23 protein-coding genes are annotated in these 26,541 nt (G+C 60.9%); 14 read left to right on the forward strand and 9 right to left on the reverse strand.

Annotated elements, in window-relative coordinates:
• Nucleotides 1-9 precede the first annotated feature (9 nt).
• Complete coding sequence (locus tag PMW70_RS05120) at nt 10-1,206, forward strand: Nramp family divalent metal transporter (protein ID WP_271744104.1); 1,197 nt, start codon at nt 10-12, stop codon at nt 1,204-1,206.
• A 132-nt stretch (nt 1,207-1,338) separates the two neighbouring features.
• On the opposite strand, the gene PMW70_RS05125 is transcribed toward PMW70_RS05120, so the two are convergent.
• On the reverse strand, nt 1,339-3,555 hold the full coding sequence (locus tag PMW70_RS05125; protein ID WP_271744067.1) for an acyltransferase family protein: 2,217 nt from the start codon (nt 3,553-3,555) through the stop codon (nt 1,339-1,341).
• A 187-nt stretch (nt 3,556-3,742) separates the two neighbouring features.
• On the opposite strand from PMW70_RS05125, the gene PMW70_RS05130 reads away from it, so the two are divergent.
• The 8 genes from PMW70_RS05130 (at nt 3,743) to PMW70_RS05165 (ending at nt 12,785) form a co-directional block, all read left to right on the forward strand.
• The gene (locus PMW70_RS05130; RefSeq protein ID WP_271744068.1) at nt 3,743-4,705 is read left to right on the forward strand and encodes a ribokinase; all 963 of its coding nucleotides are present in this window, start codon (nt 3,743-3,745) and stop codon (nt 4,703-4,705) included.
• A 30-nt stretch (nt 4,706-4,735) separates the two neighbouring features.
• Nucleotides 4,736-5,710: a nucleoside hydrolase gene (locus PMW70_RS05135; protein ID WP_271744069.1), complete on the forward strand. Its 975-nt coding sequence runs from the start codon at nt 4,736-4,738 to the stop codon at nt 5,708-5,710.
• A 103-nt stretch (nt 5,711-5,813) separates the two neighbouring features.
• Nucleotides 5,814-6,302, forward strand: a complete 489-nt coding sequence (locus tag PMW70_RS05140; RefSeq protein WP_271744070.1) for an S-ribosylhomocysteine lyase — start codon at nt 5,814-5,816, stop codon at nt 6,300-6,302.
• Nucleotides 6,303-6,446: 144 nt separating this feature from the next.
• Nucleotides 6,447-7,091 carry a DUF4867 family protein gene (locus tag PMW70_RS05145; RefSeq protein ID WP_271744071.1) on the forward strand — a complete coding sequence of 215 codons (645 nt, stop codon included), beginning with the start codon at nt 6,447-6,449 and terminating at the stop codon, nt 7,089-7,091.
• A gap of 336 nt (nt 7,092-7,427) precedes the next feature.
• Nucleotides 7,428-8,447, forward strand: coding sequence for a family 1 glycosylhydrolase (locus PMW70_RS05150; RefSeq protein WP_271744105.1), 1,020 nt, complete (start codon nt 7,428-7,430; stop codon nt 8,445-8,447).
• Nucleotides 8,448-8,872: 425 nt separating this feature from the next.
• Nucleotides 8,873-10,672 (forward strand): histidine kinase N-terminal 7TM domain-containing protein, encoded by a 1,800-nt coding sequence (locus PMW70_RS05155; protein ID WP_271744072.1) that lies wholly within the window; start codon nt 8,873-8,875, stop codon nt 10,670-10,672.
• A 2-nt stretch (nt 10,673-10,674) separates the two neighbouring features.
• A complete protein-coding gene (locus tag PMW70_RS05160; RefSeq protein ID WP_334203909.1) occupies nt 10,675-12,168 on the forward strand; it encodes a sensor histidine kinase in 1,494 nt (497 codons plus the stop codon).
• The gene (locus tag PMW70_RS05165) at nt 12,165-12,785 is read left to right on the forward strand and encodes a response regulator transcription factor (protein WP_099432493.1); all 621 of its coding nucleotides are present in this window, start codon (nt 12,165-12,167) and stop codon (nt 12,783-12,785) included. The genes PMW70_RS05160 and PMW70_RS05165 overlap by 4 nt, the downstream gene beginning before the upstream one ends.
• Nucleotides 12,786-12,894: 109 nt before the next feature.
• Here PMW70_RS05165 and PMW70_RS05170 read toward each other — a convergent pair whose 3' ends face one another.
• The 4 genes from PMW70_RS05170 to PMW70_RS05185 all read right to left on the reverse strand — a co-directional run bounded on the left by PMW70_RS05170 (nt 12,895) and on the right by PMW70_RS05185 (nt 17,192).
• The gene (locus tag PMW70_RS05170) at nt 12,895-13,737 is read right to left on the reverse strand and encodes a hypothetical protein (protein WP_271742817.1); all 843 of its coding nucleotides are present in this window, start codon (nt 13,735-13,737) and stop codon (nt 12,895-12,897) included.
• An 80-nt stretch (nt 13,738-13,817) separates the two neighbouring features.
• Nucleotides 13,818-15,059 (reverse strand): SPFH domain-containing protein, encoded by a 1,242-nt coding sequence (locus tag PMW70_RS05175; RefSeq protein WP_089573532.1) that lies wholly within the window; start codon nt 15,057-15,059, stop codon nt 13,818-13,820.
• A 48-nt stretch (nt 15,060-15,107) separates the two neighbouring features.
• Nucleotides 15,108-16,430, reverse strand: coding sequence for a hypothetical protein (locus PMW70_RS05180; RefSeq protein ID WP_271744074.1), 1,323 nt, complete (start codon nt 16,428-16,430; stop codon nt 15,108-15,110).
• Between the two features lie 24 nt (nt 16,431-16,454).
• A complete protein-coding gene (locus tag PMW70_RS05185) occupies nt 16,455-17,192 on the reverse strand; it encodes a DUF4428 domain-containing protein (protein WP_117758603.1) in 738 nt (245 codons plus the stop codon).
• Between the two features lie 164 nt (nt 17,193-17,356).
• Here PMW70_RS05185 and PMW70_RS05190 point away from each other — a divergent pair, with 164 nt between their 5' ends.
• Entirely contained in the window at nt 17,357-17,608 is a 252-nt protein-coding gene (locus PMW70_RS05190) for a LuxR C-terminal-related transcriptional regulator (RefSeq protein ID WP_271744075.1), read from the forward strand.
• A gap of 172 nt (nt 17,609-17,780) precedes the next feature.
• On the opposite strand, the gene mgtA is transcribed toward PMW70_RS05190, so the two are convergent.
• The gene (mgtA, locus tag PMW70_RS05195) at nt 17,781-20,549 is read right to left on the reverse strand and encodes a magnesium-translocating P-type ATPase (RefSeq protein ID WP_271744076.1); all 2,769 of its coding nucleotides are present in this window, start codon (nt 20,547-20,549) and stop codon (nt 17,781-17,783) included.
• A 435-nt stretch (nt 20,550-20,984) separates the two neighbouring features.
• Between mgtA and pyrE the strand changes: the two genes are divergently transcribed.
• Together pyrE and PMW70_RS05205 are read left to right on the forward strand one after the other, a co-directional pair.
• The gene (gene pyrE, locus PMW70_RS05200) at nt 20,985-21,668 is read left to right on the forward strand and encodes an orotate phosphoribosyltransferase (RefSeq protein ID WP_117630014.1); all 684 of its coding nucleotides are present in this window, start codon (nt 20,985-20,987) and stop codon (nt 21,666-21,668) included.
• A 357-nt stretch (nt 21,669-22,025) separates the two neighbouring features.
• Nucleotides 22,026-22,646, forward strand: coding sequence for a helix-turn-helix domain-containing protein (locus tag PMW70_RS05205; protein ID WP_055250846.1), 621 nt, complete (start codon nt 22,026-22,028; stop codon nt 22,644-22,646).
• Between the two features lie 143 nt (nt 22,647-22,789).
• Here PMW70_RS05205 and PMW70_RS05210 read toward each other — a convergent pair whose 3' ends face one another.
• On the reverse strand, nt 22,790-22,942 hold the full coding sequence (locus PMW70_RS05210) for a hypothetical protein (RefSeq protein ID WP_233540597.1): 153 nt from the start codon (nt 22,940-22,942) through the stop codon (nt 22,790-22,792).
• A 14-nt stretch (nt 22,943-22,956) separates the two neighbouring features.
• Nucleotides 22,957-23,643 (reverse strand): MurR/RpiR family transcriptional regulator, encoded by a 687-nt coding sequence (locus PMW70_RS05215; protein ID WP_233540598.1) that lies wholly within the window; start codon nt 23,641-23,643, stop codon nt 22,957-22,959.
• Nucleotides 23,644-23,969: 326 nt separating this feature from the next.
• Here PMW70_RS05215 and PMW70_RS05220 point away from each other — a divergent pair, with 326 nt between their 5' ends.
• Together PMW70_RS05220 and PMW70_RS05225 are read left to right on the forward strand one after the other, a co-directional pair.
• On the forward strand, nt 23,970-24,506 hold the full coding sequence (locus tag PMW70_RS05220) for a PTS sugar transporter subunit IIA (RefSeq protein WP_271744077.1): 537 nt from the start codon (nt 23,970-23,972) through the stop codon (nt 24,504-24,506).
• A 235-nt stretch (nt 24,507-24,741) separates the two neighbouring features.
• A complete protein-coding gene (locus PMW70_RS05225; RefSeq protein ID WP_117757704.1) occupies nt 24,742-25,299 on the forward strand; it encodes a hypothetical protein in 558 nt (185 codons plus the stop codon).
• Nucleotides 25,300-25,792: 493 nt separating this feature from the next.
• Here PMW70_RS05225 and PMW70_RS05230 read toward each other — a convergent pair whose 3' ends face one another.
• A complete protein-coding gene (locus PMW70_RS05230) occupies nt 25,793-26,461 on the reverse strand; it encodes an HAD family hydrolase (RefSeq protein WP_117757705.1) in 669 nt (222 codons plus the stop codon).
• Nucleotides 26,462-26,541: the final 80 nt, after the last annotated feature.

Consider the following 26,541-nt stretch of genomic DNA (forward strand, 5'->3'; position numbering starts at 1 on the left):
TTTGGTGCTATGGGTCCCGGTCTGCTGGCGGCGCTTTCGGGCAATGACGCCGGCGGCATTGCAACGTATTCCAGCGCGGGCGCCAGCTATGGCTATAAGATGCTCTGGATGCTTCCCGTCATGACTGTGCTGCTCATCGTGACGCAGGAGACTGCGGCGCGCTGCGGCTGCGTCACGGGCAAGGGCCTGGCATCGCTCATTCGCGAGCGCTTTGGCGTGCGCAAGAGTGTACTTGCTATGGCGGCGCTGTTGATCGCCAACACGGCTGTGACCATTTCGGAGTTTGCGGGCATCGCCAGCGGCCTTGCTCTTTTTGGCGTGCCGGCGAGCATCTCGGTGCCGTTGGTGGCGCTGCTGGTGTGGATGCTTACCATGTCGGGTAGTTTCCAGCGCATCGAGAAGATTCTGCTGCTGGTGAGCTGCGTGTTCGTGACCTATATCGTTGCCGCGTTTATGGCTGGCCCCAACTGGGGTGAGGTCGCGGTCGACCTGGTCGTGCCTAACATTCAAAATGATCCCAGCTACGTGTCGCTCGTGGTCGCAACGATCGGTACCACCATCGCGCCATGGATGATTTTCTTGGCGCAGAACAACGTGGTCGATAAGAACGCGGGCGAGGACGATATCGTGCTGCAGCGCATCGATACCGTGAGCGGCTCGCTTGCCGCCGATGTCATTGCCGGCTTTATTATCATCACGACCGGTACGGTGTTGTTCCCGGCGGGTATTCAGATTAGCGATGCTGCCGATGCTGCCCGCGCGCTGGAGCCTATTGCGGGTCAGTGGTCTACGGTACTGTTTGCCTCGGGCCTGGTCGCGGCGAGCTTCTTGGCTGCCTGCGTGCTGCCGGGCGTTACGTCGAGTGCTATCTGCGAGGCATTTGGCTGGGAGCGCGGTGCCGATCGCAGCTGGGACGAGGCCCCGGTCTATCGCGGCATCATTACGGTCATCATCGGCATCTCTGCCGTGCTGGTGCTTATGCCCGGTGTCGATCTGTTCCAGATTATGATGACCTCGCAGGTCATCAATGGCGTGCTACTGCCCGTGGTTCTGGTGTTCCAGGTGGTTATCGCCGCCGACCGTCACATTATGGGTGCCAACCGCAACGGCCGCGTGTGGAACGTGCTCACGTGGGCGACTATCGGCGTGATTACGGTGCTAACGGTCGTCATGTTTGTCCTGCAGGCGATGGGCTACAGCGCGTAGCGCCTCTTTTGGGTTTCGAGCGGGCCGCGGCCATGGGCTGCGGCCTCTTTTTTGCCCATGGCCTCTCGGAGCCGGCTCGAAAAGAGCGATTTTTGGTTGGTTGCTGCGGGTGTACACAGATTTTGCTGCGTGCTACTTGTCGGTGCCCAGCTTGTGTGGCTTGTAGGCGAGGGCATTGACGAGTGCGTCGGCGGCGGATTTGACGGCTGCCGGCTGCGGATCGTTGACGTGGTCCTCGGGGTGCACGGGCAGGTCTTTCTTGACCGCATCGTGGATCAGGTTGAGGTACTCGGTCACGCCGGTAGTCGACAGGTGCGTGCCGTCGCCGTCGAACAGGTCGTTGCGGTTGGCGCTGTACCCGTACCAGTCGACAACGCGTACATTCTTGTAGCGCGTGGCGGCGTTGGCGATGGCCTGGTTCGTGGACCCGACCCACGGCTGCGGGCTACGCGTGTTTACAAACACGACAGTACGCTGCTCGCCGGCGTCGGCCATGATCGCGTCGACCTGGTCGTCGGTTACCAAGCCGTTGGTGCCCAGTGCAAAGACCACGATCTTGCCGGCAAGGTTCTGTTGGAGATAGCCCTCAAATGTCGCGCGGCCCGCATCAAACTGGCGGCCCTTTTCGGCATCGATATGGCTGTGCGGGAACACGCCGTCAAAGGTGTCTACGGCACGCAGCGACACGGAGTCGCCGATCATAAGCAGATCGTAGGAGCCATCGGGGAAGCCGTCGTTGTCCTTGTCGGTGTCGTCGGCTGCCTGTTGGTCGGCGGGCGCGGTGTTTTTGGCTTCCTTGTTGAGGACTTCGGCGCCCTCGCCGCTCAGCGCAGACGTCTCGGGCACAAAGATCAGGCCGCCCAGTGCAACGACCAACACGACAGCGCAGGCTGCGCAGACAGGGGCGTGCGCGCGCACCCAGTTGGCGGGCGTGGTGGTGCCGTCGCGGAACTCGGATACGGTGCGCCCAAAGGCGCCCTTTCTAAACGGCGTCTCGATAAAGCGATATGAACATTCGGCTACGGCGACCACCAACAACACCTGCAAAATGTACTGCCACCACGGCGTATCGTTGATGTTGGCGACCGGGTTCATGAGCAGCAGTAGCGGATAGTGCCACAGGTAGATGCTGTACGAGCGCTTGCCAACCCACACGAGCGGCTCGGCGGACAGTGCGCGGGCAACCATTCCCTGGGGCTGCACGCAGGCCGCGATGACCATGAGCGTGAGGATGGAGCATAGCAGCGTGCCGCCGCGATACTGGAACGCGGTGTAGCCGTTGGTGAGCGCGACCATGGCGGCAAGGCCAACCAGACCCACGACGCCCAACACATCGATGGATGCGGGCGAGGACCAAAAGCGCACGAGGGCGCTCGGCTGTGCCGGGACGGTCTCGGCTGCGTTGTCGGCCTTCTCGCTAGGCTTGCCCTCGGCGTTCTTGCCGTGCTTGGCGGCGCCAGCCAGGCGATTGAGCCCCAAACGATGAGCGAGACGCACCGGCGCCAGGTCGCGATCGGGGATAAAGGCCATCCAGGCACCCAGCAGCAGCGAGAACACGCGGGTGTCGGTGCCGTAGTACACGCGGCTGGGGTCGGCGGCAGGGTTGTAAAGCACCATCATGGCGAGGGCAGATACCGCGGCAAGGCCCAGAACCACGCGGCGCGTGTTGGGTTTGCTCACATGCATGGATACCATGGCAAACAGCAGTGGCGGCCAAATCAGGTAGAACTGTTCCTCGATGGCAAGCGACCAAAAGTGCGTAAGCGGCGAGGGGTCGCCCAGAGCATTGAAGTACGAGACGTTTTGGGCAATCTGCCACCAGTTGTTGAAGAACAGCAGCGACGGCAGGATGTCGGGGCGCATCTTGGTGAGCATCACGTGGTTAAAGATGGTGCACAGCGCGCAGGTCACGAACACTACCGTTACCACGGCGGGGACTAGGCGACGGATGCGGCGAATCCAGAAGCTCTTAAGGTCGATGCGGCCGGTCTTAGCGACTTCGTTGAGCAGCAAGCGCGTGATCAGATAGCCCGAAAGCACAAAGAAGATCGTGACGCCAAGCAGGCCGCCCTGAGCCCACGTGAGGTTGAGGTGATAGAGCACCACTGCGACGACGGCAAGCGTGCGCAGGCCGTCAAGGGCAGGGATGTAGCGGGACTTGGGGCGAGCGGGCGTCTGCTCCGCGGCGGGAGTGTTGGCGCGGCCCGCGTTGTTGGCAGAAGCGCGATGGAGGCTCGCGGTGCGTCGCGGCTCGTTGGCACGGCGTTCGCCCTTCACGCGTTCGTGCGGCGCCGGCTCGTTGCCCGTGCGGCGTCGACCGCGCGAGCCCGATTGCGAGAATTGTTCCATAAAACATCATCCAATGACGAGAATAATCAGCACGTATTCATTGTAGCTGCCTGCCCCTGTGAATGCTTGCTGCTGGCGTAAGCTCAAGCGCGCGTCCACATCAAAGTGAACTAAAGTTATAGGGGGTGCGAGAGTGCACGATCGACGGCCGACGGTGGGCATAAGGCCCGCAGATGAGGAGGTTTCCATGGCAGATCGCGGCATCGTTGCGGTGTTCGGCAGTATGAACATGGACCTTTCGGTGGCGTGCGAGCGCATACCGCGTGCGGGCGAGACCGTCGGCGGCAACGGTTTTATCACCAACGCCGGCGGTAAGGGAGCCAATCAGGCCGTTGCCGCTGCGCGCATGGGTGCGCGCACGTGCATGATCGGCGCTGTTGGGCGCGATACCTTTGGCGATGCGCTTGTGGCAGGGCTCCAGGATGCCGGCGTGGGCGTTGAGTTTGTGGCGCGTCGCGATGACGTGGAGACCGGTACCGCGACTATCATTCGCTGTGAGAGCGACAACCGCATCGTGCTGTCGCCGGGCGCCAACCATGCGCTTGCGGGCGAGGACGTTGCCCGCGCACTGAGGCGCTTGGTGGCCGACGGGCTCGACGGCGATGCCAGCGAGATTGCCCCGGCTGTCGGAAGCGTCTTTATTGCCCAGGGCGAATGTGACCTTGCGGCGACGGCCGAGGCGCTTGCTTGTGCTCACGAGCTGGGGTTCTATACGATCTTTAACCCGGCGCCCGCCTGCGACCTGCCGGCAGGAGCGTGGCCTGCGGTCGACCTGGTCTGCCCCAACGAGACCGAGTGCCAGGTTCTGACGGGCATTCTGCCCATGGATGATGCGAGTTGCGTCGCCGCGCTCAATGCGCTGCTCGACAAGGGCGCCGGCGCCGCGGTCATCACGCTGGGCGGTGCCGGCTCGGTTGCGCTCGGCGATGGCGGTGAGCTGCTGCGCATGCCGGCACTTTCAAGTACGGTAGTCGATACCACGGCCGCCGGCGATACGTTTATCGGTGCGTTGGCGGCGGCTCGCCTAGAGGGCTTGCAACTCTTTGAGTGCATGGCCGCGGGTGCTCGCGCCTCGGCAGTGACGGTATCGCGCCTGGGCGCTCAGCAATCGATTCCCACGCGCGCCGAAGTTGAACATTGGTTTGGTTAAACGATAAAGACGGAGAAGCGGAGTAGAACAATGGCAACCAAGAAGCTGATCCTTGATCTGGATATGGGTGTGGACGATGCGATGGCGCTCGCCTATGCCATCGCGAGCCCCGAGGTGGAGCTCGTGGGCATCACCACGTGCTTTGGCAACGTGCGCGTCGAGCAATCGGCGCACAACTGCCTGGCGGTGCTCGATCTGCTGGGCCGCCCCGAGGTTCCGGTGTACCTGGGTGCCGACCGTCCTCTGCAGGCGACTGAGCCCTATACGCCGCCGGCGTCCACCGCGCTCATTCACGGCAAGAACGGCATCGGCGGCGCGAGCGTGCCCGCGTCGCCCTACGAGCCGGTGGGAGCGACCTCGGCCGACGGCAACGCGGCGGTCGATTATCTGATCGATGCCGCGCGTACCTATGGTCCCGATCTGGTCTACGTAGCGACTGGCCCGCTCTCCAACCTGGCGCTCGCCCTGGAGCGCGATGCGGCGGCGATGATGTCCATCGGCCGCGTGGTCGTGATGGGCGGCGCCCTTACCGTGCCCGGCAACGTGAGCGCGGGCGCCGAGGCCAACATGGCGAGCGACCCCGAGGCAGCCGACGCGGTGCTGCGCTCGGGCCGTAAGCTCACCATGGTGGGTCTGGATGTGACGCATCGCGTGGTGCTCACACGCCGCGACATTGCCGGCTGGACGGGCTCGGGCACTATGGCTGGCTGCGCATTTGCGAGCATGGTCGAGCACTACATTGGCTCGTACGAGATGAACGCGCCCTACCTGGGCGGCTGCGCGCTGCATGATCCGCTGGCGGTTGCCGTGGCGATTGATCCAACGCTCGTGGGTGCGCTCGGCTGTAACCTGCGTGTTGACTTGCTGGGTGAGTATCGCGGCCGCACCATCTGCGATGAGCGCCGCCTGTCCGATCCGGACAAGAGCGCGCTTGTGGCACTGACCGTGGATGCTCCGCGCTTCCTGTCCGAGTTCAAGACGCGTATGGCCCGTGTCCTTGGCTAAGTTGTCTTTTTGGGACGGGGCTTTTTTGACTGGTATGATTAGTGCGACCATTCGAACCAGCTAAAAGAGCCACGTCCCAATTTGACTATCGAGAGGATCTGCCATGGAGCGCATCGCCAGCTTTTCCGTTGATCATCTGCTGCTTGAGCCCGGCGTGTATGTGAGCCGCATCGACCGCGATCCGGCGACCGGTGCCGCCGTCACCACGTTTGACCTGCGCCTGACCACGCCCAACAAGGAGCCGGTCATGAACACGGCCGAGTGCCACACCATCGAGCACCTGGGCGCGACGTTCCTTCGCAATCATGCCGAGTGGTCGAGCCGCATTGTCTACTTTGGCCCCATGGGCTGCCGCACGGGCTTTTACCTCGTCGTTTTTGGTGAGCTGACGAGTGAGGAGATTCTGCCACTCGTGCGTGAGCTGTTCGAGTTTGTCGCCGGCTTTGAGGACGATGTCCCCGGTGCCGCTCCCGAGGAGTGCGGTAACTACCTGGACCAGAACCTTCCCATGGCGAACTGGCTCGCGCGTCGTTACCTCAACCGCGACCTGGCCGATATCGACGAGAAGCACCTGCACTATCAGCAGGCGTAAGGGCTTTATCGCCCAAAACGCGCGCATTGGGCGCCTTCGCTTATGCGGGGGCGCCTTTTTGTTGATTGGTCGGGACGAGCGTTCAAAATCGCTCATGTTTGTTCTAGAATGTTCGTATAGTCACATTTACGAACAGGAGTGAACATGCATATCTACTCTGTCAACGATCCCGAATTCAAATCCTATGGCAACGTTTGGGATGACGTTCCGTCCGAGCTCACGTCGCCCGTGCTCGAGGCGCTCTCTGCCACGCCCATTCCCGAGGGCAGCAAATACGTAGCAAGTGCGCCGGAGCTCGAGGGCGTCAAGGATGCCGATAAACTGGGCTTTCTCATGTTTGGCGGCCGTCCCTTCCAGCTCGGTTGGTGCAACGGCCACAACACGCGTCTCAACTGCCTGGAGTACCACCGTGCGAGCGAGTTCAACCTGGGGGCGCGCGACTTTATCCTGCTCGTGGCGCATCGCTGGGAGATCGAGGACGGCAAGCTCGACACCGCATGCGTCAAGGCGTTCCGCGTGCCGGCGGGCAAGGTTGTCGAGGTTTTCAACACCACGCTCCACTATACGCCCTGCATGGTCGACGACGGCGGCTTCCAGGTGATGGTGGCGCTGCCGGCGGGCACCAACGGCCCGCGCCCCGAGGCTGCAGCCGACATGCCTGCCGCCGGTGACAGCTACTGCTGCTGGAAGGCCGACAAGTGGGTTCTCTGCCACGCCGACAGCCCCAAGGCAGCCGAAGGCGGCTACGTAGGCCTCGTCGGCAAAAATCTCGACATCGCCTGCGATTAGAATCTTCCGTCTCAATCTGTTACATCTATCGGGCTAAATCGTCTCTACCTGTTACAGATCGAGACAAACTGCAGGGGAAAGACCGAACAATCTCAATCTGTAACACCAGTCCCGGTTTTGGCGGCCTACCTGTTACAGATCAAGACAAACCGCCCCCAACCACCACAAAGGTGCCTGTCCCCCTTTGTGGTGGTTGGGGGCGGAGGTATCAAAAAGTGTCAGACGGGGCGGCTGCCGGGCGCCTGCACGCGAAAAGAAGTATCGGCCTGTGCCGTTGCCGTTGAGTAGCGCGCTGCTTACGGGGATACTGAAGCCACGACAAACTTCGACTGCCCGATTTACCTCATCAAGGAGTACGGCGGCTGGCGCAACCGCAAGCTCATCGACTTCTACAAGAACCTCGCGACCACGATCTTCACCCGCTACAAGGGTCTGGTGAAGTACTGGCTTACCTTCAACGAGATCAATATGATCTTGCACCTGCCGTTTATGGGTGCCGGTCTGGTCTTTGAGGAGGGCGAGAACAAGGAGGCCGTCGAGTACCTGGCCGCCCACAACGAGCTCGTCGCCGGCGCTTGGGCAACCAAGATCGCTCACGAGATCGACCCTGAGGTCAAGATCGGTTGCATGCTTGCCGCAGGTAGCTACTACCCCTACAGCTGCCGTCCGGGCGATGTGCGCCAAGCGCAGATTGACAACCAGAGCAACTATTTCTTCGTCGACGTTCAGAGCCGCGGCTACTACCCGGCCTATGCCGTCAAGAAGCTCGAGCGTTTGGGCATCGATGTGGGCATGACGGATGAGGACCGCGAGATCCTGGCCGCCAACACCGTCGACTTCATCAGCTTTAGCTATTACAGCACCCGTTGCTCCGCCGGTGCCGATAACCCCGATGTCGAGCGCACCCAGGGCAACGCCTTCGCCGGCGCCAAGAACCCCTACCTGCAGGAGAGCCAGTGGGGCTGGGCCATCGATCCGCTGGGCTTCCGCATCACCCTCAACGACCTGTACGACCGTTATCAGAAGCCGCTGTTTGTGGTCGAGAACGGCCTGGGCGCCAAGGATGTTGTCGAGGAGGATGGCTCCATCAACGACGACTACCGTATCGACTACCTGCGCCAGCATATCGCCGCGATGCGCGATGCGGTGACCGAGGACGGCGTTGACCTGCTGGGCTACACCACCTGGGGCCCAATCGACCTGGTGTCTGCCGGCACGGGCGAGATGTCCAAGCGCTACGGCTTTATCTATGTCGACCGCGATGATGCGGGCAACGGCACCCTCAAGCGTTCCAAAAAGAAGAGCTTCGACTGGTACAAACACGTCATCGAGACGAACGGCGAGGACCTGGCCTAAGGCTTCCCAACAACCATAGCCTCCTAACCAAAACGCCCGGCGAGCAGTTAATGCCCGCCGGGCGTTTTGTTAAAAGAAGTGAAAGCACTCATTGGGGACGTACTTAAATGAGCGCCCGCAGAATGAGAGTGGATAATCTCCCGTTTTTAGCCTGTTTGTGGGCTCAAAGTGGGAGATTATCCACTCTCGCCATTTGGGCGTCCAAAAATCCTCGCTCGTTTTGTCTTAGTCATTGGGGACGTTCTTAAACGACTAGTCGCTGGCGACGTCCCTCGCCGTCGGCGGATTTTGGGACATGTGGCCCGCTTTTTGGGCCCGCCTGTCGGTACACTAAAAGCACTATGGGTACCTGCGAGCGACATATCGGCCACGCGGCCGCCCGATCCGCACCCGTGGCGGATCCCAGGGGCGGCAGGCTCTTCGCCATGCCGCGATTCCTTGTTGGCATATCGCATGGCGTGTATCGCCACCGCGTCTTTGTTATCGCCGGCGCCATTACCGCGCTGTTCCTTATGCTTTTGGCAGTCTTGCCGGCACTGTTCGCCTCCGACCCCAAGCTTTCCAACACCGTGCCCGCCTATAGCGAGGTGTCCGAAGAGGTCGTGGATGCGCTCGTCCACTCGAGCTCTCTCCCGCTGCTTGTCGCCGCAATTGCATTTTCAATCTGGGGTGTGTTGGCGTACCTACGCTGCTTGGACTACGTCTTGCGCCGCCGCCTTGTTGCCATCGCCGCCATTTGTGCCCTGTGGATGATCGAGGTCATCCTCAAATATAAGTCGTTCACGCCGTTCTATGCCACCGTGCTGTGGTACCTGTACTACGTGCCCATGACGCTCATTCCGCTGATCTACCAGCTGTGCGGTCTGCGCCTCGCGGGTTTGGAACAGCATCGTATGGGGCGTCGGTACCGCACCGTTTTGTGGGTCATGGCTGTCCTGCTTATCAGCTTTGTGCTTACTAACGATGTTCATCAGCAGGTCTTCCATTTCGATCGATCGAGTGGAACCTGGAGCAACGATTACACATATGGTTGGGGCTACGGTACCGTTCTGGTATGGACAGCCTTTAACTTCGTTGCCTTTTTTATCTTGGTAGGACGGTCCTCGTCTTTTCGTATTCAGCGTTTCTCGGGCACGGCCGCGCTTGTCCTATTGGGCGGCGCGTTCTTTGCCATTTCATATGCGCTGCGTGTGCCCTGGGCATGGAGGCTTAATTTTTCACTTGTCTACTGCGTCCTGTGCGTGGTGGCGATGGAAATCTGTCTCGATTGCGGTGTCATCCCGTCGTACCACGATATCGCCGGTATTTTCGGCACCTTGCCGCTTGACCTCAAAGTTCTAACGCGTGACCTGCAGGAAGTCTATGTCACGCCGGTGTCAAAGCCAATGCCGGTAGGCGTGCGTGAGGAGTTGCGGGTCCAAGAGCACGGGCACGCTCACGCCTTTGCCGTGGCGTCCGATCCCGATGTAATGTATCGCGCCTTTCCGCTGCTGGGTGGATCGGCTCTCCTTGCCCAGGACGTCTCGGAGCTCAACGAACTCAATCGCGAACTGGCGCATCGTCGCATGGAGCTGCAACGCCAAAATGAGCTGCTTGCCGCCGACTACGACCTTAAGACACATTTGGCAGACCAAGAGGCCGAGACCTTACTGGTCCAAGACGTGGACCAAGCGCTTGCCCGTGCGCTCGAAGGGATGTACGACCTGTTGAGCTCGCTGCCGCCGTTGACCGATGAGGCATCTTCGCACGAGCGTTACCGCATGCTGCAGCGCGCCAAGATGCTCGTCGCCTATTGCAAACGCAAGGGGTCGCTCACGTTGGCACAGCACGGGGAGAGCGGTTTTGACCGCGACCGCATTCAGCTCATCGCCAACGAGCTTGCAAGTGACCTGCGCACCATCGATGTCGATTGCGCCTCGATTATCGCCATACGGCGCCCGATGCACGCCAGTACGGTAAGCGCCCTGTACGACTGCGTGTATGACTTTGCGTTTTTTGCCTACACCACCGACCATCCGGCGCTTATGTATCACTTGGGCGACCATGACCGGTGCAGTGTCGAGCTGCGCGCCACGCTTTTTTCCAGCGATGATGAAGATCTTTCGCAGACGCCCGCTGCGCAAGAGCTCGAAAGCGCTCTGCAAGGGCGCAACGTGGCATACCGCCTTGAGGGCGAGCCCGGCCAGCTGCGCATGATCGTCTTGATGCCGAGGGCGGGTGAGTGACGATGCAGATTTCGTTCATCCTTCCCCAAATCGTTGCGCTCGATGTTGTCTTTGCCCTGGCTGCGTGTCTGCAGATGATCCACGTCCCGCTCATCGCATCGCGCCGCTCGTCCTATAACCGTAAGGTGATTTGCGCCTATGAGACGAGCCTCGTGCTTCACCTGATGATTTCGGCGCTCATCTTATTCGCGTCGTCTGGCTCGTATCTGGTGGCGCCGCTTGACGTTTGCGCCAGGGCAATGGGCGGAGTGCTGTGGCTCAATGCCGCGATCTTTGCCTATGGCGTGGTCCTCATGGTGCACTATCGTCGCCCTGTCATGCTGGCCGAGCTGCTGCTTGTTGGCGCCGTGACACCGTCGGTGGTTTTTGCCATGGGCTCGGTGTGGGCCGTTGTCCTTATCGCAGAGGGAGCGTTCTTCCTGTTCCGTTCCGTCGCGGCGCTCTTGATGGACGTCCGTAACCGCCAGGAGGATATCACCGCGTTCTCGACGATCGAAACCATCAACGTGATTCCCGTGGGCATCCTGTATCTGGACTCGAGGGGCCGTCCACTGCTTATGAACCGCTGCATGCGCAAAAACCTGGTGGAGCTTCATATGCCCACCGACCTAGGCGATATGAGCGGTACATGGAACGACCTGCGCAAGCTCAGCATGCAAATGCCCGAAGGCGGTAAGAACCGCGTGCGGATCAACCTGGACCGCTTTGGTGAGGCGCGTGCGGTGGTCGAGGTTTCTCCCGCCGAGATTCGCCTGTTTGTGTGCGATGACGTTATGGTCTTGGGCCGTTCGTTCGAGCGCATAATCGGTCTGGACGTGACAGAGTATGCGCATGCGCATGACCGCCTGGCGCAGGCCAACCACCTGCTTGAGCTTGCGGGCCAAGAGCTCCAGGCCCAGATCGAAGAAGTCAAAAAAGTTGCCGACAATGCGGCCTATCTGCGCATGCGCGCCCGCGTTCACGATGTGATCGGCCAACGCCTATCAATCCTTCATCGCTATTTGGAGGAGGGGCGCTTGGACGACGAGTCGCTCGAGCAGATCGACCCGCTGCTGCGCTCAATCGCTGCCGATTTGCGCAGCGGGGGCGACACCGAACCGGCAGAGCAACTGGGCGATATCGTCCATGCTTTTGGCCTGGTGAGCGTGCAGATCGATGTTGAGGGTGCGCTGCCTGAGGACGCGCGTGTCGCCGCCGCCTTTTTGCAGATTATCCGCGAGGCCTCGACCAACGCCACCAAGCATGCGCAGGCGCATCGGGTCCATGTGCGCTTGTGGCAGGAGAGGACGGATGCTGACGCCGTCGCGCACATGACGATTTCTAACGACGGGTCCCCGGCCCCCGTATCGTATCGCGAGGGAACGGGTATCCCAGGTATGAGGCATGTCGCGCAAGATCTGGGTGGCAGTCTAGAGGTCCACGCCACCCCGCCCTTTACGCTTACGGTATCCATTCCGCTTAACGCCAACGACACGTCCCAAAGGAGAAACTCATGATCCGCGTGTTAATTGTCGAAGATCAGGCCATCCTGCGCGAGAGCCTGGCGCGCTCCGTTGGCGACCAGCCCGATATGACCGTCGTTGCCGCGATCGCCGATGCCTCCGAGGCCTTGGGTGTCGCGCTCAAGGAGCGCCCGGACATGATACTGATGGACGTGTGCACCGAACACGATTCAAACGGCATCGTGGCGGCGGCACGCATCAAGGAACAGCTGCCCGAGTGTCGCATCATTATCATGACAGGCATGCCCGAGATCACCTTTGTCGATCAGGCTCGCGAGGCGGGCGTCGATAGCTTTGTGTACAAGAACGTCGGTATCGACGAGCTGTTCGCCGTGATGCGCTCCACGCTGGCGGGTTACTGCACGTTTCCCAAGCCGCCCGAGAGCATCTTCTCGGGCACGGCGGCCCTCGACGATGTCGAGCTGTCGATCTTGCGCCTTGCCTGCGAGGGTAAAAGCCGCCGCGAGATTGCGGCCGAGCTGTTTATGAGCGAGGGCACCATCAAGCGCCGCATCTCGGAGATCCTGAGCAAGACCGGCTACGACAACATCATGCGCCTGGCCGTGCATGCGGTGACCGAGGGCAGCATCGTTCCCAACATGGAGCGCTAGCGCTCGTTACGCATCGGCATACAAGCGACGGGGCCGCAGGATCATCTCCTGCGGCCCCGTCTGGTGTGCGCGGATGTGTCCGCCAATCCGCGGCTGTCGTGGTCTACCGCTACGCGATGGTTGCGCTGTAGGAGGCGACGTCCTCGTAGGAATCGGTCAGGTAGGCGTCGATGCCGATGGTCGTGTTGACCAGGTCGTCAAGGCTGTCAAGCTCGCCGCTCGAGAACGTGAATTCCTCGGTGGCGTTGGTGCCGGGCATCAGGTGAGCCGAGAACCAGGGTTCCTTCATGGTGCCGTTGACGTTGGTCTTGCCGCTGGGGGCGTAGAAGGTCAGGTCCTTGTCGCTCTTGTTGGTGATGTTGACGACAAAACCGATGTCGCCCCACTCGTCCTTGAACTTCTCGGTGATGGTGATGGTGCACAGGTCGTCATCGGCAACGGTGACGGCGGGGGAGATTTCAATCTTCTGGACGTCGTCGTCTTCGACGGCCTCGTCGATCTCTTCTTCCTTCTCGGCCGCCTCGCGATCCTTCTTCACCGTGCCGGACAGGTCCTTGTCGGACTTGGTAAAGACAAGATTGCCGTCATCCTCTTCGAGGATGAGCTTGCCGTCCTTGAGCTTCATGTCATGCGACTCGTCTTCGGCGGTGATGGTTACGGTGGTGGCGTCCTTTGCCTCCCATTTAAGGTCGACGACTTCAAGGAACAGGTCGAGGGCACCTGTACCGTCCTCATCGAGAATCAGGACGCAGTGCACACCCCAATCCTCGAGCATCTTCATGTACTCATCGGTCAGTTCTTCGCCCTCCAGGGTTCCACCCGAGAGTTCCCAGCTGCCGACGAAGTTGGCCTTGGGGTCTTTGCCGCCGCCGCTGCAGCCCGTCAGGGCAAAGACGAGCGCAAGGACGCATGTCAGAAATGCGAGTACGGACTTTTTGAACGTTGTCTTCATGGTGTCCTCCTTTATCGAACGAAACCCATAGAAGCAAATGCGGGGGTGGCGGATCCCCCGCCAATTACCAGATAGAGGGGCTAGGGCCTGGGCGTTCCGCAGTTGCTGCAGAACTTGCCGCCGTTTTCGCTGCCGCAGTTGGGGCAGAACCACTTGGCCGGTGCCGGGGCGGGTGCGGGACTGCCGCACTCGGAGCAGAACTTGCCGGTGTTGGTGGCGCCGCAGCTGCAGGTCCATGTGCCGGCCGCGGGGGCAGCGGCAGGAGCCGGTGCGGGAGCGGGTGCCGGAGCCGGCTGCGGGGCGGCCTGCTGCTGTGCCTGGCCGGCGGCGAACAGCTGGCTGGCGTTCATGCCGCCCATGCCACCTGCCATGCCCATGCCCATAAAGCCTGCCATCGCGCCGTTGGGATTGGCGGCTGCCGCGCGCATTGCGTCGCTCTGGGCGCTGGCAATGTTGGCTGCCGCCATGGTGGGATCGCGCATGACTGCGGCCTTCTGCAGGTCCTTGATCATCTGCTCGTCTTCTTGCGAGGCTGCGATGGAGTTGACGCCAAAGCTCACGATCTCGACACCACGCAGGTCGCGCCAGTCGGCAGAGAGGACCTCGTTGAGCGCGCGGGCGAGCTCGGTGGTGTGACCGGGGATGGCGCTGTAGCGGATGCCCATTTCCGAGATCTTGGCAAAGGCGGGCTGCAGGGCGGTGAGCAGCTCGGACTTAAGCTGGCTGTCGATCTTGTCGCGCGTGTAGCTATCGGTCACGTTGCCGCACACGTTGGTGTAGAACAGCAGCGGGTTGGTGATGCGGTACGAGTACTCGCCGTTGCAGCGCACGGAGATGTCAACGTCCAGGCCAATGTTGTTATCGACCACGCGGAAGGGCACGGGCGAGGCGGTGCCGTACTTGTTGCCGATGATCTCCTTGGTGTTGATGAAGTAGACGCGCTGGTCCTTGCCCGCGTCGCCGCCAAAGGTAAAGCGGCTGCCGATATTGGCGAAGGTCTCCTTGATGGAATCGCCCAGGTTGCCGCTAAAGACGCTCGGCTCGCTGCCGGTATCGAAGACGAACTCACCGGGCTCCAGTGCGACTTCGATGATCTTGCCGTTTTGCACCACGAGCATGCCCTGGCCGTCGTTGACGGCGATGACCGAGCCGTTGGAGATGACGTTGTCCTCGCCGCGCGTGTTGGAGCTGCGGCCACCGGTGCGTTTGCTGCCCTTGCAGGCCAAGACGTCAGCAGGCATCGATTCGCAGTAGATAAATTCCTTCCACTGGTCGGCCATGACGCCGCCGGCAGCTCCCAATCCAGCTTTCAAGAGTCCCATGGTGATCTTCCTTTCTCGTCAAAGACCGGGTGGTATTGGTTGGATTGCTTAGTCGTCCTTGTCGTCTTTCATGACAACGGTGGTCTCGGTGTGGCTGAAGGTGTCGTGCTTCTCGGTCAGGTCGAGCTCGCCGCAGTACTTGTCGGCGTGGGTGGCCTCGTTGGCCGTCTTGAGCTGGCCTACCAGTAGCACGTCTCCGATAATCACGATGATCAGCGGCGCGATGATGTTGATGAGGATGCCCTCGATATCAAAGGCGAGGTAATCCGGATCGAAGGCGTTCTCGCCCATAAAGAGAATCTGGGAGAGGACAAATCCGATCACAAAGAACAGCACCGAGGCAATGGCGAGCTTGGGCTTGGAGCAGGGGAGCTCGCCGACCAAGCGGCCGGTCTGGCCGTTCATGGCAAACAGGTAGCTCTTGCCGTTCCACGAGGTGGAGAGCATCCAGACGGGGAACAGGGCGTAGTCGCTGTCTTCCCAGGTGTAGTCGAGCTGCTTGCTTTCGACCGTGGCATCGTCGTATTCGTCGACGACGGTCTCGCGCAGGGCCGAGATCGTGCTCTCCTCCATGCGGCGCTCGGCGCGCGCCTTGCACGTCTCGCAATCCTCATCGTAACGGTTGGCGATGTAGCCGGGCATATAGGCGACCGAGAACGGGCGCAACGCGTCGTAGTCAAACGGCTCGATGGCGTCCATGTGGCCGTCGGGCATCTTGGACGATCCGTCGACGGGCACGCGCTTAAACGAGATATTGCCCTTGCGATAGGCATCGTAGTGGTCGGTGGTCGTGACGGTGCGATCGGATTTCTCGGTCACGGTCTCGTTGGTCGCGTCAAAATACACTTCGCCGTCAACGCGGGCGCCGTAGAGCCAAAACGGCACGTAGACACCTTGGACCTCGTCGATGTGGTTGCCGGTGACAAAGCTCTTGGGCAGCAAGATCTTGCCCTTGTAGTGTTCCTTGAGTGCGGCTGTGACGTCGTCGCGTCCGAGTTTAAACGGAATTACCAGGTCGGGTGAGAAGTCGCCCGAAAGCTGACCGGGCGCTACGGCGGAGTTGCCGCAGTACGGGCAGGTGGTGACGGCGACGGTGCCGTCGGACACCAGCTCGGCGCCGCACGACGAGCAGATGTAGCCGGCGTTTTGGGCGAGCTCCTGCACGGCATCATCGACAGCAGGCTTGGGGGCCGCTGCCGCGGCATCGGCTTTGGCATCTGCCTTGTCCTGGTGCTCGCGGTAGAGGGCCTCGACTTCTTCGACTTCAAAGCGCGAATCGCAGTAGTCGCAGACGAGCTTTTGCTCGGCACTGGCAAAGTGAAGGGGGCCGCCGCATGCGGGGCACTGATAGTTGACGCTCTCGAAGGCCATGATCGGTCCTTTCCGTGCCGGAGGCTATGCGCCGATGGCGCCGCCGCAGTATTCGCAGCGCCCGCTGGCATCGGGAATGGTGGTGGCTCCGCAGAAGGGGCAGGTCACTGCGGTCTTGGGGGCCTTGGCGGCCACGACGCTGTCGCGTGTCTCCTGTCGCAGCTGCACTAGCGCGTCGCGGACCTCGGTTGCCTGGCGCTTGGCCTCGCGGTATTCGATGGAACCGCGCTGATCGATGGTGGAGTCGTTCACGCGCAGGTTGATCTCGGTAAAGTACGGCGTGTTGACGTGGATGGTCAGATTAAAGTCGTAATCCAGGTCGTAGCGCGGCGGGTTGTAGCTCTCGCGCTCGCCGTCCTCGGTCTCGCGATAGATTTCGGTGCGATGCTCGTCGATATCCATATCGCAGCCGAGTACCTGCGAGAACTCGATGATGTCGGGATTGGCGTCGCGCCAGCGGCTCTGCGAGGTAATGATCAGCAGGCCCGCGTCCTCGTCGAGCATGATGTTGGTGCGCCCGGCAGAAAGCGTGCGCGTGGGGTTGAACGACGCCAGACGCTCGGCATTGGCCTCGCGGTAGGCGAGCTGCTCGCGGATATCGTCCGCGGTGCTGGAGCGATAGCCGTGAAAGTAGGGGGAGAGCTTGCCGGCGCACTCTTTGCACAGGTAGCCTTCATTGATTTTTGTCTTACCTAGAAGTCCCAGCTCGGTACCGCAAATCGCGCACTCTTTCTTCTCGAACATCTTGTCAAAGAAGCCCATGGCTGCCTCCCATCAACTGGTAGCGTGTGTCACCTTTGATGATGGGGGAGTGCGCAGCCTTTCACGATACCCAGACGGCTCAAGGAGTCTCCACAACTGGGACACATGGCCCATTTTTCCTACTCATTGGGGACGTACTTAAATGAGTGGTGCTTAAATGAGTGGTGGAGGCCGCGGGGCCCACGTCCGATGAACGCCTCGATGCCTTCGTCGTCACCTTTGGGCTTACAAGGCGCGAGCGCGATATGCTTGAGGTCTTGGTCGTTTCGGACCAGAGCGTCCAGGACATCGCCACAACGCTTTTCCTCTCGCGCTCCACGCTCTACCGCCACATTTCCTTGATCAACAAAAAGACCGACACCGCTTCGCGTGTGGCCCTTATCAACTTCTTCTGGTCCTGGACACCCAAGGACTAGCTAATCCCCCAATAAGTTGCGGTGGAATAGTCCCTAAATTAAAGTCACGGGGCTTTAAGCGGGAACTATTTCACCGCAACTGCTGAGGGGATAGACTGCGACAGCGGCAGAGGCAGCGGCATCGGTGGCGGCAGAGGCAACGGCAACTGGCAGGGTGTTTTCCGTCTGCTTGCTACAGCAGCTCGCCGTGGCGGGCAATGTAGTGGCGCTTGGCCAGCTGAGTGAGTGCGATGTAGGCGGCGACGATGCCGATGAGCAGCGCGAAGAAGCTCGTCGGCAGCGGCGTGAGGCCCAGTGCATCGGCGATGGGGCTTGCCGGCAGCCAGGTGACGAGCGCCAGACCCAGCACGGTGAGGACGCACAGCGCGGGCGCGGCGTGGTCGCGCGGGCTTGGCAGACGCGGGGAGCGCAGCATGTGGATCACGAGCGTTTGCGACCACATGGACTCGACAAACCAGCCGCTCTGGAAGAGCGCAGCAAAGGTCGCCATACCCGCGACGTCGCCCGCGGCGGCAAGCTCGGACCAGCTTGCGCCCACGGCGGCGGGGCACACCACAAAGAAGAGCGCGGCGAAGGTCACGATGTCAAACAGCGAGCTCACGGGGCCCAGCTCGAGCATAAAGCCCTTGATGGACGCGGCGTCCCAAGCACGCGGACGGGCAGTCCAGGCGTCGTCGACGGTGTCCCACGGCAGCGCGATGCACACGATCTCGTAGACCAGCGACAGCAGCACCAGCTGCAGAGCGCTCATGGGCAAGAACGGCAAGAACAGGCTCGCGACGGTCACGGACAGCACGTTGCCAAAGTTGGAGCTCACCGTGGTCTTGAGGTACTTGAGCAGGTTGCCGTAGGTGCGGCGGCCTTCGATGATGCCGCGCTCGAGCACGCCCAGGTCTTTCTGGAGCAAGATGATGTCGGCGGATTCCTTGGCGATGTCGACGGCCGAATCGACCGAGATGCCGCAGTCGCTCGCACGCATGGCGGCGGCGTCGTTGATGCCATCGCCCATAAAGCCCACGGTGTGGCCGAGCAGCTCGCGCATGACACGCACCAGACGCGCCTTCTGCAGCGGCGAGAGCTTGGCGAAGAGGTGGGTGTTCTCGGCGCGCTCGGCAAGTTCGGCGTCATCGAGCGCATCGATCTCGGAGCCGAGCAAGACGTTGCTCGCGTCGATACCGATCTGTTCGCAGACGGTGGCGGCAACGCGGTCGTTGTCGCCGGTCAGGACCTTGACCGCCACACCCTTGGCCTCGAGGGTGGCGACGGCGCCCGTGGCACTTGCTTTGGGCGGATCGAGGAAGGCCAAAAAGCCCATCAGCACCATGTCGCACTCGTCGGCGATGCCAAATTCGCCCACGCAGCGCGGATTGGTCTTCTGCGCCACGGCAATCACGCGCGGGCCCTCGGCGTTGAGCCCGGCGACCTGCTTGCGAATCTGGGCGAGCTTATCTTCGGTGAACGGCTGGGCGGCGCCGTCGACCTCGACAAAGGAGCAGATCTCGAGCATTTCCTCGGCAGCCCCCTTGGTGACCATCTGGGTTTTGCCCTGGGCGTCGGCGACAACTACGCTCAGGCGACGGCGCGAGAAATCGAAGGGCACCTCGTCGACCTTGGTATAGCGGTCGCGCAGGCTCTGGCCCAGCATAGAATCGGGCACGACGGTCGAGGGCGTCACATCGGCACGGTCGATGACGGCCAGGTCGATAAGGTTTTTGAGGCCGGTCTGGAAGAAGCTGTTCAAAAACGCATGGCGCAGCACGCGCGCATCCTCGTTGCCGTCGGTGTTGAGGTAGCGCTCGAGCACGATGCGGTCTTCGGTGAGGGTGCCGGTCTTGTCGCAGCACAGGACGTCCATCGCGCCGAGGTTTTGGATCGCCGGCAGCTCCTTGACGATAACCTGGCGGCGGGCGAGGTCCTTGGCGCCCTGCGACAGGCTCGTGGTCACGATGACGGGAAGCATCTGCGGCGTGATGCCCACGGCCACGCTCGTGGCGAACAACAGCGCATCGATGACGTTGCCCTTGGTGGCGGCGTTGATGGCAAAGACCGCCGGCGCCATAACGAGCATGAGGCGCACGAGCAGCATGGAGACGCTCGAGACGCCGCGGTCAAACGCGCTCTTCTCGCCGCGCCCGTTGAGCATCTTGGCGATGCCGCCCAGGTAGGTGTCCGAGCCGGTGGCAACGACAAGCGCCATGGCGGTGCCGTTTTGCACGGAGGTGCCGGTAAAGACGATGTTCTTGCAGGCAGAGAGTGGTAGCGCGGAGCCGTCGGCACCCTCGACGACGGTGATGGCAGCGGTCTTCTCGACGGCCTCGCTCTCGCCGGTGAGTGCGGACTCGATCACAAACAGGTCGCGCGCGGTGATGATGCGGGCATCTGCCGGCACCATGTCGCCGGCAGAGAGGCGGATTACATCGCCGGGGACGAGCTCGTCGAAGGGGATCTCGACGCGCTCGCCGTCGCGCAGGGCACAGCAGGTGTTGGAGACCAGGTCCTTAAGGGCCTCGGCCGTATTGCCGCTGCGGGCTTCCTGGATAAACTTCATGCCGCCCGATACCAGCAGCATGATGCCGATGACGATGACCGTGGAGGGGTCACGCTGCAGCTCGGGCACGGCGAGCACGTCGATGTAGAGCGAGACCAGTGCGAGGGCGGCGAGGATGCCAGCGAAGGGATCGACGAACGCGTCGGCGATGCGGCGGGCGAGCGTCTTGGTCGGCGCTTCGATGGTGTTGGGGCCGACGGCGCTCAGGCGCTCGGCGGCGTGCTCGGCGGTGAGGCCGTCGGCTGTGGCGTCGAGCAGCACGAGGGCATCCTCGGCGCTATGGGTGGCGGCGAATATGGTGTTCTTGGACATGCCGGTATGAGCGGCGGGGCGCGCCGTGCGGCGGCGCTTGGAGATGGCTTCGAGTACCGTGGCGGTTTTGAGCATCAGCATAGGGTCCTCCTTGTTGAAGGGAGTTAGCGTACGTGTCGTATGTGCTTCAAAAAACCTAGATGTCGCTCACGTCATGCTTTCGAACCACCACGAAGGGACAGGCACCTTTGTGGTGGTTTTGACGATCGGCTGTTGGCGCTTATGCGTGCGTGGAATCCTCGCGGCGTGCCGAGGGCGACATGCAGGTTTTTCGACTATGACTGCCTTCCATGGCACACCTCCTTAAGGCCGGGCGCGGCGCGCTTTGGGTATCTCGTACCCGTTACAATCCGCCCGTATTCTTGATGAGGGGGTTTGCCGTGTCAACCCCAATGTTTGGAAAACCATTGCCCCTGACAAAGCCTTTACAGAATGCCGAGGCCCCAAAGCGCGCCCGCAACGCGCCCTGCCTGCGCTAAACTGGAAGGCACGTACGCGATTACGAGAGGAGCCCGCATGGAGGCTTACAAGCAAGAGTTCATCAAGTTCATGGTTGAGTCCGACGTTCTTAAATTCGGCAGCTTTACGCTCAAGAGCGGCCGTCAGTCCCCGTTCTTTATGAACGCCGGCGCCTATGTGACGGGCTATCAGCTCAAGAAGCTGGGCGAGTATTACGCCCAGGCCATCCACGATAACTTTGGCGACGACTTTGACGTGCTGTTTGGACCGGCCTACAAGGGTATTCCGCTGGCCGTCGTGACCGCAATTGCCTACCACGAGCTGTACGGCAAGGAGGTCAAGTACTGCTGCGATCGCAAGGAGGCCAAGGACCACGGCGCCGACAAGGGCAACCTGCTGGGCTACGAGCCCCAGGACGGCGACCGCGTGGTCATGGTCGAGGACGTCACCACCAGCGGTAAGTCCATCGACGAGACCTATCCCAAGGTCAAGGCTGCTGCCGATGTCGAGATCAAGGGCCTCATCGTGTCCCTCAACCGCATGGAGGTCGGCAAGGGTGGCGTGACCACCGCGCAGAAGGAGATCGAGGCCAAGTACGGTTTCCCCGTCGCGAGCATCGTCTCCATGGCCGAGGTCGTCGAGACCCTCTACAACCACGAGATCGACGGCAAAGTCGTCATCGACGACGAGCTCAAGGCCGCTATCGACGCCTACTACGAGCAGTACGGAGCTCGGGAGTAGGTAGTTACGCGGTTTTACCAAACCGCGTAACCAGTTGACGCTGCGCGCCGCCCAGGGCGACAATTTGTCATTCAAAAGGCGAGGCATGACCAGAAGGTCAATGTCTCGTCTTTTTCACGCCAACTTGTTCGCCCTGGACGTCGCTCGCTGTCCGTCCTCTACTTGCGGCGTTGTCTTGCTCCGGATGCGGTGGTCATTGGGGACGTTCTTAAATGACTGCTCGAGATGAGCGTCCAAAAATCCGCGCTCGTTCGATTGACGCATGTCTACGCAGCGTAGGTTGTCGAGCCTGGCCTTCAAATGGATACTGACTGTCGAACCGGTTCACTCCATTTCTTCAATTTGATTGGACAGCCCATGAACCAGACACGGCAAACCAATGCCTCCCATACTTTTTTGGCAGCGCATGCCATCAAGCAGCTGCGCGAAGAGCGCGGCCTCACCCAGCGCGCCCTGGCGGAAAGCCTTGGCGTGACCGATAAAGCCGTCAGCAAGTGGGAATCCGGCCGCGGCCTTCCCGACATTTCCCTCGTTGAGCCTTTGGCCCAGAGACTCGGCATAAGCGTGGCTGAGCTTTTGGCTGGTGATATTCGGGCCAACGCCAACCGTGCAGGCAATATGCTCAAAGGCGTCTTTTACGTTTGCCCTATCTGCGGAAACGTTGTGCACGCGCTCGGAGAAGGCAGCTTTAGCTGCTGTGGCTCCACGATGTTTCCCCAGGAGGCCGAAGAGCCGGACGCGGACCACGCCTTTTCCATCGAGCGCATCGAGGACGATTGGTACGTCACGCTCGATCATCCCATGACCAAGGATCACTACATTAGCTTTGTGGCATATGCGACTATGGACGGCATCTGCTTCAAGAAGCTCTATCCAGAGCAATCGGTGCAGCCGCGCTTCCATATTACCGGGCGCGGCAGGATATATCTTTACTGCAACCAACACGGACTCTTTACGTCGCTGACGCCTCGCAAATAACGGCCGTCTATCCGCCCTCCTCATGCGTTCCCAGGGGACCCAAAATGAGCGTGGATAATCTCCCGGTTTTGGCCTGTGTGCGGGCTCAAAGTGGGAGATTATCCACGCTCGTTATCTGAGTGTCCAAAAATCCACGCTCGTCGCTACTTGAGTCCGGGCAGGCGGGTGTAGGGGAACGAACGCTCTAGGAACTCGGAGCAGCGGGCGTAATCTTTGGCAAAGTAGCTGCTATAGAGCGAATCGAGTACGTATTGCACGGCGATATGGCTTGCGAACCGCGTGATGCGGTGCGTCATGCTCTCGTGATCGCTCACCGTAAGGTAGGCAGCAAAGCCGGGGTGAATGCGCGCGCAGTATGGCGTGCCGATGACGATGACCGGGACATGCCGGCTGCTGAGGATCGGCAAGATTTCCTTGAGGTTGGGCGCAAGGCCGCTGTAGGAGATAACGATCGCCGCGCGGTCTGAATCCGAGGTGAGAGCCGTGCGCACCTGTGCCTCGATGTTGCCGTAGCATGTGGCGCTTTTCCGGACGAGAGTAGGCGGTCGCGGAACATCCTCGCTGGATACAGGTTATGCGAGCCCGTGTAGATGTCCACGGTGCCGGCGCGCATGACGAGCTTGGCGGCCTGGTCGAGCTGCGTGGGGTCGAGCAGCTCCTGCGTTTCGGCCAAAGTGGTCTGGTAGAGCCCCTCCATGCGTTCCATCACCTGCGCAGGGGTGGAGGTGACATCGAAGGGAAAGTTGATGTCCACGTCGCGCCGGTTGCCCGCCTCGGTCGCCAGACGGATGAGTTCGACTTTGAGGTCTTTGAATCCCTCGAGGCCGAGTTTTTTGCAAAAGCGGTGCACGCTCGCGACAGAAACGTTGGCGCACGCGGCAAATTCCTTAATGGAAAGCCCGCGGACGTTTTCGCCCATGGCAAGGGCCGAGATGCCGAGCTGTTGCTCGGTAGGGGTAAGGCCCTGTGCCTCGGAAATCTTGCGTTTGATATCCATGCGAACTCCCACACTCGCCAAACCTGCCAAAAAGGGACAGGTTTATTTTGGCACGTTTCGGCCGGTATCAGGAAGTGTCAGGGACGGAGCGGCGGCAGTCCGTGGGCGCGAAAAGAAGTGTCGGGTTTGGCGCGCCCGCTTCTGCCCGTCCCGCGCGTGGGCGATACTCGGCTTATCGACCCGCGATGCAAAGGAGACGCTCATCCCACGAGCACTACCGGGAAGGGCTTGCGATTCGAGCCCTCGCCTTAGTATTTTGGCCATTTAGCACTATAATCACCGTAGGCATGCGCATAACGTTGCGCTTAATCAAGAGGAGAAAACGTATGGGTCTGTTTGACATGTTCAAGAAGAAGGCTGAGCCTGCCGCTGCTACTGCTCCCGCCTCCATCTCTGCTTCTGCCGGCGCCGACGTGCTGTGCTCGCCCGTCAAGGGCAAGGTCATCAAGATGGCCGACGTGCCCGATCCCGTCTTTGGTGGCGAGGTTCTGGGCAAGGGCTGCGCCGTGTGGCCCGAGGACGACCTGGTCTACGCTCCCTGCGACGGCAAGGTGACCGTCACCATGGGCCACGCCGTGGGTCTGCAGTCCGATAGCGGCATCGAGGTTTTGGTGCACGTTGGCGTCGATACCGTCAACATGAACGGCGACGGCTTCGAGGGCTTCGTCAAGGCCGACGATGTCGTTAAGGCTGGCCAGCCCATGCTCAAGATCGACCGCGCCAAGATCGCCGCTGCCGGCTACAAGGACTGCGTCGTCGTGGCTGTGTCCAACACCGCCGAGTTCGCCGACGTCGAGCTCGCCGTCGAGGCTGACTCCGCTGTCTCCGCTGGCGATGCCATCGTCAAGGTCGTCCGCAAGTAGTCTGCGGCAACATAAGGGTGTTTTGGGGTGGTCGGGTTATCCGGCCGCCCTTTTTTATTGCAATGCGGCGGAACGTTTTATTGCGCGTTGGGCGGACCGGTAAACCGTTCGGACGTTAAATCGAGCCGACTGCGCCTTTGCTTTGCCGGGGGTGTTCGTTATCGGCTAGTATGGCCTTATTGTTACGACGCGCACCGCGTCGGGAAGCGCGGTGCCGCTTGTTGGGAGGAATGTCATGAAGAAGAAGCTGCTGCTTGCGCCCCTGATGGCTGTTCTGGTCGCGTGCGTGGTTGTGCTTTCCGGCTGCGGAGGTCCTTCGGTTGAGGAGCTCATCACCGAGGATCTTACGACGCAGTTTGACGAGGTCAAGAACGGCGGCGACGACTTCCTCGCCGGCCTGGAAGAGGCCTCGGGCGACGAGTTCGAGCAGCTGGGCATCGATCCCAAGGAGTACGCCAAGAGCTATCTCGAGGGTTTTGACTACAAGATCGGCGATGTGACGGTCGACGAGGACAAGGGCACCGCGACTGCCGATGTCACCATTACCTGCAAGTCCATGAACAAGATCGTTGAAGATTTCGCCACCCAGTATCAGGAGAAGATCGCGGCGCTCGATACGATGCCTTCCGAGGACGACCTGTACAAGATGGCCGGCCAGGTCATGGTCGACGTGACCAAGGCCGCTAAGACCAAGGACACCAAGGTTACCTTCAAGTACACCGCCAATGACGATGGCGAGTGGTCTGCTGACGATTCCGCAACCACCGAGATGATGAATGCGATGATGAGCTAGGGGAGTTACGCGGTAGTTCGTTACGGCGTTTTACCAAACGCCGTAACTGCCCGACGCTGCGCGGGCACCAGAGCGACAACTTGTCATTCAAAGAGGACGGCATGACCAGAAGGTCTATACCGTCCTCTTTTCATGCCAATTTGTTCGCACTGGTGCCCGCTCGCTGCCCGTCCTCTACCTGCGGCGTTGCCATGGTAGTCATTGAGGCGGCACTTGGGGACGTTCCTTTTCTGCCGGCAGTTGGGGACACTCCTTGTATCAACGCCGTATCAAATGCTCGGGAAAATGCGACCCGGTTTTTTGGCCGAATTCCGGGTCGCGGTTTCCGGATGGGGCGGGTTGCGGAAACCGCGACCCGGAATATTGCTCTGAAACGGGATACGGTTTCCCCGACGCGCCTCAAACGGAAAGTGCATCCCATTTCGGAGCTCCAAAACGGGATGCACTTTCCGCGTGGAAGAATTGTCGCAGCTGCGTTAAGCGGTGTCGCTCGCTACTCGCCCAAGATTAGCTCGGCGAGTTCGTCCTGCGTATCTACCACGTAGTCGGCGCCGGCGGCTTCCAGCTCTGCGCGGCCGCGGAAGCCCCAGCTGACGCCCGCGCTCTTAAGGCCGGCGTTGTGGCCGGTCAGAACATCGACATTCGAATCGCCCACATAGAGCGTGGTTGCCGGATCGGCGCCCAGCTCTTTCATCACATGCAACGTGACGGGTGCCTCGGGCTTGGGCGGAAATGCGCCCACACGGCCCTGTACCAGCGCAAAGCGATCGGGGCCAAAGTATTTCTCGATAAGCGGGGCTGCCGAAATATGATCCTTGTTGGTGAGCACGGCAAGCTGAACGCCCGCTGTGCGCAGACGGTCGAGCATCTCAATCGTGCCGGCGTAGGGTGAGGTGTGGTCCTCCTTGTGCTCGCCGTAATAGGCCCTAAACTCGGCAAGCGTCTGCTCAAACATACGGCCGTCGCCCGCGTACTCGGCGGGCATAAAGCGCTCGACCAGCTTGAGCATGCCGTTTCCCACCTTGTAGCGGTACTCGTCTACGGCAAACGTGGGCCAGCCGTGCATCTCGCAGGTATGGTTGCTGGCGGCCGCCAGGTCCTCGAGCGTGTTGAGGATGGTGCCATCCAGATCAAAGATCACATGGGAAAAAGCTGCTGCCATGGGTGCTCCTGCCGCTTGAGTTGTAAAACGCACCCCATGATACTGGGCATGCGTGCCGGGCATGTTTGGAATCTGAATAT

This window comes from Collinsella aerofaciens (assembly GCF_028209625.1).
Classification (GTDB): domain Bacteria; phylum Actinomycetota; class Coriobacteriia; order Coriobacteriales; family Coriobacteriaceae; genus Collinsella; species Collinsella aerofaciens_AM.